At 61.7% G+C, this 12,750-nt stretch carries 14 protein-coding genes; all 14 read left to right on the forward strand.

Going from position 1 to position 12,750, the window contains the following annotated elements; genetic code table 11:
- Nucleotides 1–96: 96 nt before the first annotated feature.
- Complete coding sequence (locus K3756_RS06950; RefSeq protein ID WP_259992223.1) at nucleotides 97–336, forward strand: hypothetical protein; 240 nt, start codon at nucleotides 97–99, stop codon at nucleotides 334–336.
- 94 nt (nucleotides 337–430) lie between these two features.
- On the forward strand, nucleotides 431–760 hold the full coding sequence (locus K3756_RS06955) for a hypothetical protein (protein ID WP_259992225.1): 330 nt from the start codon (nucleotides 431–433) through the stop codon (nucleotides 758–760).
- A gap of 107 nt (nucleotides 761–867) precedes the next feature.
- The gene (locus K3756_RS06960) at nucleotides 868–1,269 is read left to right on the forward strand and encodes a DUF5333 domain-containing protein (protein ID WP_259992227.1); all 402 of its coding nucleotides are present in this window, start codon (nucleotides 868–870) and stop codon (nucleotides 1,267–1,269) included.
- Nucleotides 1,270–1,273: 4 nt separating this feature from the next.
- Nucleotides 1,274–3,289 carry an NADH-quinone oxidoreductase subunit NuoG gene (gene nuoG / locus K3756_RS06965; RefSeq protein ID WP_259992229.1) on the forward strand — a complete coding sequence of 672 codons (2,016 nt, stop codon included), beginning with the start codon at nucleotides 1,274–1,276 and terminating at the stop codon, nucleotides 3,287–3,289.
- Nucleotides 3,290–3,324: 35 nt separating this feature from the next.
- A complete protein-coding gene (locus K3756_RS06970) occupies nucleotides 3,325–3,681 on the forward strand; it encodes a hypothetical protein (protein ID WP_259993509.1) in 357 nt (118 codons plus the stop codon).
- 6 nt (nucleotides 3,682–3,687) lie between these two features.
- On the forward strand, nucleotides 3,688–4,725 hold the full coding sequence (gene nuoH, locus K3756_RS06975) for an NADH-quinone oxidoreductase subunit NuoH (protein WP_259992230.1): 1,038 nt from the start codon (nucleotides 3,688–3,690) through the stop codon (nucleotides 4,723–4,725).
- A gap of 1 nt (nucleotide 4,726) precedes the next feature.
- Nucleotides 4,727–5,221, forward strand: coding sequence for an NADH-quinone oxidoreductase subunit NuoI (gene nuoI, locus K3756_RS06980; RefSeq protein ID WP_259992231.1), 495 nt, complete (start codon nucleotides 4,727–4,729; stop codon nucleotides 5,219–5,221).
- Between the two features lie 112 nt (nucleotides 5,222–5,333).
- On the forward strand, nucleotides 5,334–5,747 hold the full coding sequence (locus K3756_RS06985) for a carboxymuconolactone decarboxylase family protein (protein WP_259992232.1): 414 nt from the start codon (nucleotides 5,334–5,336) through the stop codon (nucleotides 5,745–5,747).
- Nucleotides 5,744–6,346, forward strand: a complete 603-nt coding sequence (locus K3756_RS06990; RefSeq protein ID WP_259992234.1) for an NADH-quinone oxidoreductase subunit J — start codon at nucleotides 5,744–5,746, stop codon at nucleotides 6,344–6,346. Before K3756_RS06985 ends, K3756_RS06990 begins: the two co-directional genes overlap by 4 nt.
- A 189-nt stretch (nucleotides 6,347–6,535) precedes the next feature.
- Nucleotides 6,536–6,847: an NADH-quinone oxidoreductase subunit NuoK gene (nuoK, locus tag K3756_RS06995; RefSeq protein WP_259992236.1), complete on the forward strand. Its 312-nt coding sequence runs from the start codon at nucleotides 6,536–6,538 to the stop codon at nucleotides 6,845–6,847.
- Nucleotides 6,848–6,851: 4 nt separating this feature from the next.
- Nucleotides 6,852–8,921: an NADH-quinone oxidoreductase subunit L gene (gene nuoL / locus K3756_RS07000; protein WP_259992238.1), complete on the forward strand. Its 2,070-nt coding sequence runs from the start codon at nucleotides 6,852–6,854 to the stop codon at nucleotides 8,919–8,921.
- Nucleotides 8,921–10,483, forward strand: coding sequence for an NADH-quinone oxidoreductase subunit M (locus tag K3756_RS07005; RefSeq protein WP_259992240.1), 1,563 nt, complete (start codon nucleotides 8,921–8,923; stop codon nucleotides 10,481–10,483). The genes nuoL and K3756_RS07005 overlap by 1 nt, the downstream gene beginning before the upstream one ends.
- Before the next feature lie 11 nt (nucleotides 10,484–10,494).
- Complete coding sequence (gene nuoN / locus K3756_RS07010; protein ID WP_259992242.1) at nucleotides 10,495–11,934, forward strand: NADH-quinone oxidoreductase subunit NuoN; 1,440 nt, start codon at nucleotides 10,495–10,497, stop codon at nucleotides 11,932–11,934.
- A gap of 51 nt (nucleotides 11,935–11,985) precedes the next feature.
- On the forward strand, nucleotides 11,986–12,747 hold the full coding sequence (locus K3756_RS07015) for a biotin--[acetyl-CoA-carboxylase] ligase (RefSeq protein ID WP_259992244.1): 762 nt from the start codon (nucleotides 11,986–11,988) through the stop codon (nucleotides 12,745–12,747).
- Nucleotides 12,748–12,750: the final 3 nt, after the last annotated feature.

Here is a 12,750-nt window from a genome sequence, read left to right on the forward strand (position 1 = left end):
GTGCCCGCCTTGGGTGGGCAGGCTTGAAAGTGCCCACGGCGCCGACCTCAAGCACTGTCCGGTCCGTCCGGCGCATAAGCTGATCGGTCGCGGCGCATGGGGTTCTTTCGCAACATCTGGGACGGGCTGCTCAGCCTTGGTGCCTGCATTGTCACCTTGGTCATCTTTGGCCTGCCGGTCTGGGCCACGCATCAGGCAATCACCTACGGCATTGTGCCTGCATGGTTCTATGTGGCGCTGGTCGGTTTGGTTTATGTGGGCGGCAATCTGGCGATCGCCTTCCTGCGCAAGGCACTTGACGGTGTGGCCCCCTTGCGCGAACGGCGCAGGCGCTGAGCATCAAAGCACTGGCAGCATGCGCAATTTTGCGCAATAACGGCGCAGACGGAAAGACAGCCCCGCCCGCGGGCGGGGATGAAAGGACTGAGCGATGAAAGCAATGATCTGTGCGGTACTGGCCGTGACGCTGCTGGCTGGCTGCAACATCAACGATCGCAGGCTTTTTGACGGGGTGCCCTTCGCGCCCAAGGTGCGTAAAGTGGACCGCGCGCTGGATGAGATCACGATCAGCGTCAAGGGCGCATCGCGCAGCATCGAGGGCGCACAACAGGCGGCGGTATTCGGTGCGGTGGATTACTGCGTCAACCTTTACGGCAGCTCCGACATCGAATGGCAGATCGGCCCCGACACGCCGGTGGACCAACTCAACCTGCAAAACGATACGCTGGTCTTTCGCGGGCGTTGCCCCGACGGGCGGTAAGTCGCTGAAACTATGGGATGAACAGGGCTGTTATTGCATAACATGCAGGGGCTGCCCCATATGCACCACCGGGCCCACGCCCGACACCGCATAAGAGGAGAGCTGACATGCGCACCCTGATCCTGACCCTGACCGCCGCGACCCTTCTGGCCGCCCCGCTGGCCGCCAAACCCGCCCTGCGCGACGTAAAGTCCATCGATGATGCGGTGTTTGATGTTGCGATTGCCGACCAGATAAGAAAAAAGTGCCCCAGCATTTCCGCCCGTATGCTGAAGGCGATCAATTTTGCCTATAAAACCAAGGCCGCAGCCAAGGATTTGGGGTACACGGACGACGAAATCGACGCTTACCTTGATTCTGATGCCGAAAAGGCGCGGATGAGAGCAAGAGGGAACGCATATTTCGAAGCGCAAGGGGTCGATACTTCGGACCCGCAAAGCTATTGTGCGCTTGGATTGCAAGAGATTGGGAAATCGAGCCGGATCGGTTCGTTACTGAAGGCTAAGTGAGCTTATGAGCGACATTCGCAAGATCATCATCGATGGCAAGGAAGTGGAAGCTGACGGGGCGATGACGCTCATTCAGGCGTGCGAACAGGCGGGTGTCGAAGTGCCCCGCTTCTGCTACCACGAACGGCTTACCATCGCGGGCAACTGCCGGATGTGTCTTGTGGAAGTCGTGGGCGGCCCGCCCAAACCCGCCGCGTCCTGCGCCATGCAGGTGCGCGATCTGCGCCCCGGTCCCGAAGGCCAGCCGCCCGTCGTCAAAACCAACAGCCCGATGGTCAAGAAAGCCCGCGAGGGCGTCATGGAATTCCTGCTGATCAACCACCCGCTCGATTGCCCGATCTGCGATCAGGGGGGCGAGTGTGACCTGCAGGACCAGGCCATGGCCTACGGTGTCGATTTCAGCCGCTACCGCGAACCCAAGCGCGCCACCGAAGATCTCGATCTTGGCCCGCTGGTCGAAACCCACATGACGCGCTGCATTTCGTGCACCCGTTGCGTGCGCTTCACCACCGAAGTGGCGGGCATCACGCAGATGGGCCAGACGGGTCGCGGCGAAGACGCGGAAATCACGGCCTATTTGGGCGAAACGCTCGACAGCAACATGCAGGGCAACATCATCGATCTGTGCCCCGTGGGCGCGTTGGTCAGCAAACCCTACGCCTTCACCGCACGCCCGTGGGAGCTGACCAAGACCGAGTCCATCGACGTGATGGATGCGCTCGGCTCCAACATCCGCGTGGACACCAAGGGCCGCGAAGTGATGCGCTTTTTGCCGCGCAACCACGACGGCGTGAACGAAGAATGGATTTCCGACAAGACCCGGTTTGTCTGGGACGGCCTGCGCCGCCAGCGTCTCGATACGCCCTATATCCGCGAAAACGGCAAGCTGCGCCGCGCCGACTGGCCCGAAGCGCTTGCCGCTGCCGCCGCCGCGATGAAGGGCAAGAAGGTTGCCGGCCTGGTGGGGGATCTGGTCTCCACCGAAGCCGCCTTTGCGCTCAAACAGCTGGTTGAAGGGCAGGGCGGTGTTGTCGAATGCCGCACCGACGGAGCCAAGCTGCCCGCCGATAACCGCAGCGCCTATGTCGGGACCGGGATGATCGAAGATCTCGACGATGCGCAGGCGATCATGATCATCGGCGCCAACCCTGCCGTCGAAGCGCCTGTGATGAACGCGCGCATCCGCAAGGCCTGGATCAAGGGCGCGTCCGTCGGGGTGATCGGCGAAGCGGTCGACATGACGTTCCCCTATGACCACCTTGGCACCGGTCCCGACACGCTCACCGATCTGCTTGGCCGCGATCACAGCGATGTCGCCGAGAAGCCGTCTGTGGTGATTGTCGGCATGGGCGCTCTGGCACGCGAGGACGGTGCCGCCGTTCTGGCCAATGCGATGGAGCTGGCCGAAAGCACCAAATCGCGCTTCATGTTGCTGCACACGGCGGCGGGTCGCGTCGGGGCGATGGACGTTGGTGCCGTGGCGCCAAACGGCATCGCGGATGTCTTTGCCGCTGACGTGATCTACAATCTTGGTGCCGACGAGGGTGACATCCCCGCAGGTCCCTTTGTCATCTACCAGGGCAGCCACGGTGACCGTGGTGCCCACCGCGCCGACATCATCCTGCCGGCCGCGGCCTATACCGAGGAGCCGGGCCTTTTCGTCAATCTCGAAGGCCGTCCACAGATTGCACAACGCGCGGGCTTCGCGCCCGGTCAGGCCAAGGAAAACTGGGCCATCCTGCGGGCGCTTTCCGCCGAGCTGGATGCGGTTCTGCCTTACGATTCGATTGCCGCGCTGCGTCAGGCTCTGGTCAAGGCGCATCCGCATCTGGGTCAGGTCGACGAGGTGGCGCAGAACGACTGGTCCGTTGTCAGCGGGGGCGCCATGGACGCGGCACCGTTCCGCAACGCGGTCGAGGATTTCTATCTTACCAATCCCGTCGCACGGGCATCGAGCCTGATGGCAGAGCTGTCGGCCAACGCCAAGGCCCGCCGCGCGGAGGCCATGGCGGCGGAGTGAAACGCGCGCGCGTCATAGCCCCGGTGGGTGCCGTGATGCTGTTTGCAGCCTGCGCCCCCGAACCGCCCACGGCCGAAGACTTCATCCCCGATTATCAGGGGGTGGAGACCGTGCTTCTGGACGGGGATCTTGTGCAATTCAACGTCGCCATGACCAATGCGCTGGCCCCCGAAAACGTATCGGCCTATGCCGAATGTGCCGCTGCGCAATATACGCTGATCCGGGGGTACGGTTTCGCACGTCATGTGCGCACAAATGTAGAGATTGAGGGTGGCATTTGGCGGGCCGATGCTGTTTACACAATCTCGCCGAGCCTGCCCCAAGGCTTGAAGACGATTGATGCCGAGGTGGTGACGAACAACTGCCTCGAAAAAGGCATCCCCACGGTGTGAGGACATATGGCTGACTTCTTTTCCACCCCCGGCGGCATCGCCGTCCTGATTCTGGCGCAAGTGCTTGCTGTGGTGGCTTTCGTGATGGTGTCGCTGCTTTTCTTGGTCTACGGCGACCGGAAAATCTGGGCCGCGGTCCAGATGCGTCGCGGTCCCAACGTGGTGGGCACATTCGGTCTGCTCCAGACCGTGGCGGATGCGCTGAAATACGTGGTCAAGGAAGTGGTGATTCCCGCCGGTGCGGACCGGACGGTCTTCATGCTGGCGCCGCTCACATCCTTTGTGCTGGCGATGATCGCATGGGCCGTGATCCCGCTGAACGAAGGCTGGGTGCTGTCGGACATCAACGTGGCGATCCTGTTTGTCTTCGCGGTCTCCTCGCTCGAGGTTTACGGCGTGATCATGGGGGGCTGGGCGTCGAACTCCAAATACCCGTTCCTCGGCTCGCTGCGCTCCGCCGCACAGATGATCTCCTACGAAGTGTCGCTGGGTCTGATCATCATCGGGGTGATCATCTCGACGGGGTCGATGAACTTCTCCGGCATCGTCGAGGCGCAGGACGGCGACTACGGTTTCTTCAGCTGGTACTGGCTGCCGCACCTGCCGATGGTGTTCTTGTTCTTCATCTCGGCGCTGGCCGAAACCAACCGCCCGCCCTTCGATTTGCCCGAAGCGGAATCCGAACTGGTGGCGGGCTACCAGGTTGAATATTCGTCGACACCGTTCCTGCTGTTCATGGCCGGTGAATACATCGCCATCTTCCTGATGTGCGCGCTGATGTCGCTGCTGTTCTTCGGCGGCTGGCTGTCGCCCATTCCGTTCCTGCCCGACGGGGTGTTGTGGATGGTCGCGAAAATGGCGTTCTTCTTCTTCCTCTTCGCAATGGTCAAGGCGATCACGCCACGCTACCGCTACGACCAGCTGATGCGTCTGGGGTGGAAAGTATTCTTGCCGTTCTCGTTGTTCTGGGTTGTTTTCGTGGCCTTTGCCGCAAAATTCGATTGGTTCTGGGGGGCATATGCCCGCTGGGGCATGGGAGGCTGACATGGCTAACACCGACTACGCACGCCACGCCAAGTATTTTCTGCTTCAGGATTTCTGGGCAGGGATGAAGCTGGGCCTCAAGTATTTCTTCCGGCCCAAGGCGACGCTGAACTATCCGCACGAAAAAGGCCCGCTGAGCCCGCGGTTCCGCGGTGAACACGCGCTGCGCCGCTATCCCAATGGCGAAGAACGCTGCATCGCGTGCAAACTGTGCGAAGCGGTATGCCCCGCGCAGGCGATCACCATCGATGCCGAGCCCCGCGATGACGGCAGCCGCCGCACCACCCGCTACGACATCGACATGACCAAGTGCATTTACTGCGGCTTCTGTCAGGAAGCCTGTCCCGTCGATGCGATCGTGGAAGGTCCGAACTTCGAATTCTCGACCGAAACGCGCGAAGAGCTTTACTACGACAAGGATAAACTGCTGGCCAATGGCGAGCGTTGGGAAGCCGAAATCGCCCGCAATCTCGAGATGGATGCACCCTACCGATGAGCCGCCCGGACCGCCCTTTTTCAACTGCCACCTTGACGGTGATGCTGCCTGAAGCGATCGCGCTTCTGGTGGGCGTCGTCGCCGTTTCGGTGTTCGGATCATGGTGGGGCGCATGACAGATACACCCAAAAACCCGTGGGAAGACATGATGCGGCAGGCGCAGGAAATGGCAAAGACCTTTCCGGCGATGGATGCGTTTTCGCCCAAGGGCTTTGAGGCGATGATGGGTCTGATGCCCAAGGACATGATGGAGACGTTCTTTGGCAACACGCTCAATCCCGACGGGCTCGACGCCAAGACGCGGCTGCTGCTGACGCTGGCCGGCCTGACGATGCAAGGCGCGCAGAATGACGTCGCCGTGCGCCAGACGGTGCGTCACGCGGTCGAGGCGGGCGCCCACAAGCAACAGATTATCGAGACGATCGGCCAGATGGCCGCCTTTGCCGGAATTCCTGCCATGACCCGCGCGATGACGCTGGCGCAGGAGGTTCTGGATGCCGAGGACACAAAGGAAGGTGACGCATGAGCGTTTTTGCATTCTATCTCTTCGCGATCTGCGTGATCGCGGGTGGCCTGTTCACCGTTGTCAGCCGCAATCCGGTCCACTCGGTCCTGTGGCTGATCCTGTCGTTCCTGTCGGCGGCGGGTCTTTTCGTACTGCTGGGGGCCGAATTTGTGGCCATGCTGCTGATCATCGTCTACGTGGGCGCGGTCGCGGTTCTGTTCCTCTTCGTCGTGATGATGCTCGATGTCGATTTCGCCGAGCTGAAGGCCGAGATGGCGAAATACATGCCGCTGGCCTTGCTGATCGCGCTGGTGATCCTGATGCAGTTCGTCATGGCGTTCGGTGTGTGGGAATTCAACGAAGCCGCCGAAGGGCTGCGCGCGCAGGTCACGGATGCAGACGTGTCCAATACCGCGGCACTGGGGCTGATCCTCTATGATGACTATTTCCTGCTGTTCCAGCTGTCGGGTCTGATCCTGCTGGTGGCGATGATCGGGGCAATCGTGCTGACGCTGCGCCACCGCGGCGATGTCAAACGCCAGGACGTCGTGGCGCAGATGATGCGCGATCCGGCCAAGGCGATGGAACTCAAGGACGTGAAGCCCGGGCAGGGGCTGTGAAACACCAACGCGCCGCCCGCACCGGGCGCGCAGAATAAAAGGAAGACGCCGATGTCTCGCACAACACTGGTCGCTGTAATCGTGATCCTGATCATCGTGCTGGGCGGCTACAGCTTCTTGTAAGACAGGGCGCGCGCGCCGCGCCCGGACGACCACCCCCGCACACCGGGGGAGAAACTGAGGGACGACATGATCGGACTGGAACACTATCTGACGGTGGCGGCGACGCTGTTTGTCATTGGCATCTTTGGCCTATTTCTGAACCGCAAGAACGTGATCATCCTGCTGATGAGCATCGAATTGATGCTGTTGGCGGTGAACATCAACTTTGTCGCGTTCTCCAGCCATCTCGGGCACGGTGACATGGTCGGGCAGGTGATGACCCTTTTCGTCCTGACCGTCGCCGCCGCCGAGGCCGCGATCGGCCTTGCCATTCTGGTCTGCTTCTTCCGGAACCGCGGCACCATCGCGGTCGAAGAAGTCAACGTGATGAAGGGCTAGGCGCATGGAAACCACACTTCTCTTTGCCCCGCTCGTCGGCGCCATCATCTGCGGCTTCGGCTGGAAGGTTCTGGGCGAAACGGCGGCCTGCTGGATCGCGACGGGCCTTTTGTTCCTGTCGGCGCTGCTGTCGTGGATCGTGTTCCTGACCTTTGACGGTACCACCGAAATCATCCAGATCCTGCGCTTTATCGAAAGCGGCAGCCTGAGCACCGACTGGTCGATCCGTCTGGACCGGCTGACCGCGATCATGTTGATCGTGATCACCACCGTGTCGAGCCTCGTGCATCTCTATTCCTTTGGCTACATGGCGCATGACGATCACTTCGCCGAAGGTGTCAGCTACAAGCCGCGCTTCTTTGCCTACCTGTCGTTCTTTACCTTCGCCATGCTGATGCTGGTGACGTCGAACAACCTGGTACAGATGTTCTTCGGCTGGGAAGGCGTGGGCGTTGCGTCCTATTTGCTGATCGGCTTTTACTACAAGAAACCCTCGGCCAATGCCGCCGCGATCAAGGCCTTCGTGGTCAACCGCGTGGGTGATTTCGGCTTCGCACTCGGCATCTTCGGTCTGTTCCTGCTGACCGACAGCATCAACTTCGATGACATCTTTGCCGCCACGCCCGAACTGGGCGAGACGACGCTGAAATTCCTGTGGACCGAATGGAACGCGGCCAATCTGCTGGCGTTCCTGCTGTTCATTGGCGCGATGGGCAAATCGGCACAGCTGTTCCTGCACACGTGGTTGCCCGACGCGATGGAAGGCCCGACGCCTGTGTCGGCGCTGATCCACGCGGCGACCATGGTGACCGCGGGCGTGTTCCTCGTCTGCCGCATGTCGCCGCTGATGGAATTCGCCCCCGAAGCGATGGCTTTCGTCACCGTGCTGGGCGCCATGACCGCCTTCGTGGCCGCGACCATCGGTCTGGTACAGACCGACATCAAGCGCGTCATCGCCTATTCCACCATGTCACAGCTGGGCTACATGTTCGTGGCCGCGGGCGTCGGTGTCTATTCCGTGGCGATGTTCCACCTTTTTACGCACGCGTTCTTCAAGGCGATGCTGTTTTTGGGGGCAGGCTCGGTCATCCACGCAATGCACCACGAGCAGGACATGACCAACTACGGCGGCCTGCGTAAAAAGATCCCCTATACCTTCTGGGCCATGATGATCGGCACGCTGGCCATCACTGGGGTGGGGATCCCGCTGACCGGCTGGATCGGTTTCGCGGGCTTCGCGTCCAAGGATGCGGTGATCGAAAGCGCCTTTGCCGCGGGCAACGGCTTTGCCTTCTGGGCCTTGGTCGTCGCGGCACTGTTCACGTCGTTCTACTCGTGGCGCCTGATGTACCTGACATTCTTCGGCACACCGCGCGGGGACAAGCACACGCATGAACACGCGCACGAAAGCCCGATGGTCATGCTGGTCCCTCTGGGTGTGCTGGCGCTGGGGTCGGTGTTCGCCGGTGCGATCTGGTATTCGTCCTTCTTTGGCAAAACCAACGAGGTGATCAAGTTCTTCGGCGGCCATTACGAAGCCCCCGCAGAAGAGCTGAAGAAAGAAGTGGCCGAACGCAGCCCGAAAGCCTCCGAGCTGAAGTACGTGATGGAGGACGCACCGGGCGAGGCGGCGATATACATGGCGCCCGAAAACACGGTCCTGCACGAAGCCCACTACGTGCCGACATGGGTGAAACTGTCACCCTTCATCGCGATGGTGTTGGGTTTCGTGGTGGCCACGTGGTTCTACATCTGGAACCCGTCGCTTCCCGCGCGTCTGGCAGCGAACCAGCGGCCCCTGTACCTGTTTCTCAAGAACAAGTGGTACTTCGATGAACTCTATGACTTCATTTTTGTTCAACCGGCCAAGGCCATCGGCCGCTTCTTGTGGAAGCGCGGTGACGGCAGCGTCATCGACGGCGGCCTCAACGGTCTGGCAATGGGGATCATCCCCTTCCTGACCCGTCTCGCGGGGCGTGCGCAGTCCGGCTATATCTTTACCTATGCCTTCGCCATGGTGATCGGGATCGCGGTTCTGGTGACGTGGATGACGATGACCGGAGGGGCAAACTGATGGAAAATAACTTGCTCTCCATTGTGACCTTCATGCCGGCCTTCGCGGCGGCGATCCTCGCCATCTTCCTGCGCGGTGACGACGAAGCGGCACAGCGCAACGCGAAGTGGCTTGCGCTGATCACCACAACGGTGACCTTCGTGGTGTCGCTCTTCGTGCTCTTCGACTTCGATCCGTCCAACACCGACTTCCAGATGGTCGACGAAGCCGAATGGCTTCTGGGTCTGCAATACCGCCTCGGCGTCGACGGCATCTCGATCCTGTTCGTGATGCTGACGACCTTCATGATGCCACTGGTCATCGCGGCCAGCTGGGATGTGACCAGCCGGGTCAAGGAATACATGATCGCCTTTCTGGTGCTCGAGACGCTCATGCTGGGCGTGTTCATGGCGCTGGACCTGATCCTGTTCTACCTCTTCTTCGAGGCATCGCTGATCCCGATGTTCCTGATCATCGGCATCTGGGGCGGGGCCAACCGGATCTACGCGTCGTTCAAGTTCTTCCTCTACACCTTCTTCGGCTCCGTGCTGATGCTGGTGGCGATGGTGGCGATGTTTGCGGACGCGGGCACCACCTGTATCGGCGGCTGCGAAATCAGCCTGCTGACCCACAACTTCGGCTCCGAAAACTTCGAACTGCTCGGCTTCCAGATCGTGGGCGGGATGCAGACGCTGATGTTCCTCGCGTTCTTTGCCAGCTTTGCGGTCAAGATGCCGATGTGGCCCGTGCACACATGGCTGCCCGACGCCCACGTTCAGGCCCCCACCGCAGGCTCCGTCGTGCTGGCGGCGATCCTGCTGAAGATGGGCGGCTACGGTTTCCTGCGGTTCTCGCTGCCGATGTTCCCCGTCGGCTCCGAAGTGGTCGGCCCGCTGATCCTGTGGATGAGCGCGATTGCCATCGTCTACACCTCGCTGGTGGCGCTGGTGCAGGAAGACATGAAAAAGCTGATTGCCTACTCGTCGGTGGCCCACATGGGCTTTGTCACGATGGGCATCTTTGCCACGAACCAGCAGGGGCTGGATGGGGCGATCTTCCAGATGATCAGCCACGGCTTCATCTCGGGCGCGCTATTCTTGTGTGTCGGCGTGATCTACGACCGGATGCACACCCGCGAAATCGACGCCTACGGGGGTCTGGTGAACCGGATGCCGGTCTACGCGCTGATCTTCATGCTGTTCACGATGGCCAACGTCGGCCTGCCGGGCACATCGGGCTTCGTGGGCGAATTCCTGACGCTGATGGCGGTATTCCAGGTGAACACATGGGTGGCCGTGGTGGCCACGACCGGTGTGATCTTCTCGGCGGCCTACGCGCTGTGGCTCTACCGCCGCGTGGTCATGGGCGATCTGATCAAGGAAAGCCTCAAGGCCATCACCGATATGAACCGGCGCGAGAAATGGATCTTTGCGCCGCTGGTCGCCATGACACTGCTGCTGGGGGTCTACCCCGCACTGGTGCTCGACATCATCGGGCCATCCGTGGCGGCGCTGGTTGAAAACTATGATACGGCAGTTGCCGCGGCCGAAGCCGCGATGCAAACCGCCGAAGCCCAGAACTGAGGGTCGCTGACATGAGCAACGATATTTTCCAGATCCTGCCGGAGGTCATCCTGTCAGGCTTCGCGCTCGCCGCGCTGATGTTCGGCGCCTATTTCGGCAAGGACGCGGTCGCGCGTCCGATCCTGTGGGCGGTCGCACTGCTGATGGTGGCGCTGGCGGTGGTCATCGGCACCGGTGACACCGCGACCCGCGACGCATTCGGCGGCATGTTCATCAACGACGGCTTCGCCCGTTTCGCCAAGATCACGATCCTCGTGTCGGCGGCCATCGTGCTTGTGATGTCCGAAGGCTACATGAAAGAGCGCGGCTTGCTGCGGTTCGAATATCCCGTGCTGGTGGCACTGGCGGCCGTGGGCATGATGATGATGGTGTCCGCGGGCGACCTGATGGCGCTCTACATGGGGCTGGAGCTTCAGTCACTGGCGCTCTACGTCGTGGCCTCGCTGCGCCGCGACAGCGTCAAATCGACCGAAGCGGGCCTGAAGTATTTCGTCCTTGGCGCGCTCAGCTCGGGGCTGCTGCTCTACGGGGCGTCGCTGGTCTACGGGTACGCGGGCACGACCCTGTTCTCCGGGATCATCACAACCGCCCAGTCCGGTGAAACCTCGCTGGGGCTGCTCTTCGGTATCGTGTTCCTGATCGCCGGCATGGGGTTCAAGGTATCGGCGGTGCCATTCCACATGTGGACGCCCGACGTCTACGAAGGCTCGCCCACGCCGGTCACCGCCTTCTTTGCCACCGCGCCCAAAATGGCCGCCATGGCGCTGTTTGCGCGTGTCCTGCATGACGCCTTTGGTAACGCGGTCGGCGACTGGAGCCAGATCGTCGCGCTGCTCTCAGTCCTGTCCATGTTCCTCGGGGCCATTGCCGCCATTGGCCAGACCAACATCAAGCGTCTGATGGCGTTTTCGTCGATCGCCCACATGGGCTATGCGCTGATGGGGCTGGCGGCGGGCACGGCCTTCGGCGTACAGGCGATGCTGGTCTACATGGCGATCTACGTCACGATGAATGTGGGTGTCTTTGCCTTTATCCTGCTGATGGAAAAGGACGGCGCGCCGGTTGTCGAAATCTCCAGCCTCAACATGTATTCGAAAAACCATCCCGGCCGGGCGATGGCGCTGCTGGTCATGATGTTCAGCCTCGCGGGTGTGCCCCCGTTCCTGGGCTTTTTCGGCAAACTCTACGTGCTGCGGGCCGCTTATGATGCGGGCCTTGCGTGGCTGGCCATCGCGGGGGTGATCGCATCGGTGATCGGCGCGTTCTACTACCTGCGGATCGTGTTCTACATGTACTTCGGCGATGACAATTCCGACGCGCTTGACCGCAACAACGGCGGTATTCTGGGCGCGGTGGTCGCGGCCGTGGCCGTGATCATGGTGGTCGGCATTATCAACATGTTCGGCGTCGAAGGGGCTGCGGCTTCGGCGGCGGCAACGCTTGTCGACTAAGCGTTTCTCTGACTGCGACACCGCGCGGCCCGCCTACTCGGGGGCCGCGCGGTGAGCGCCCCGCCTGATCTGACCCTCCCTGCCGATTGGCCCACCGGGTATGCCCGGCGGGTGCTGGACAGCGTGGATTCCACCCTGTCCGAGGCGGCCCGCATTGCGCCGGACCTTATTCAACCGACCTGGATCATGGCAGCCGAGCAAACGGCCGCGCGCGGGCGCAGGGGGCATGCGTGGGCAACGCCACGGGGCAATTTCGCGGGCACGCTTATCATGCCGCGCCCCGGCGGACCCGAAACCGCCGCCCTGCGGTCGTTCGTGGCCAGCTTGGCCCTGTGGGAAACCTGCGTCGCGCTGACAGGGCGCGAGGATGCCTTTGCCCTGAAATGGCCCAACGACGTGCTGCTGCGCGGCGGAAAACTGGCGGGTATCCTGCTTGAAAGCATCGGGCCGCATCTTGTCATCGGGATCGGCGTCAATCTGGCGCATGCGCCAGCGGCCAAGGACGTGGAGACCGGCGCCCTGCGACCGGTGTCTCTGCGCGGCGAGACCGGCATCGACGTCACGCCGGAGCAGTTCCTCGACACGCTTGCCATCGCCTTCGAACGGGTCGAAGCGCAAATGGTGACCTACGGCTTCGGCCCGATCCGCACCGCGTGGCTGGCGCGGGCGGCACGGCGCGGCGAAATGGTCACCGCGCGGACCATGCGCGACGAAACGGTCGGCATCTTCGAAGACGTCGACAACGCAGGCAACCTGATCCTGTCCACGGCTAAGGGCCGCATCGCGATCACCGCGGCCGACGTTTACTTCTGAACG

Origin of the sequence: Sulfitobacter sp. S190, assembly GCF_025141935.1 — a bacterium.
Taxonomy (GTDB): domain Bacteria; phylum Pseudomonadota; class Alphaproteobacteria; order Rhodobacterales; family Rhodobacteraceae; genus Sulfitobacter.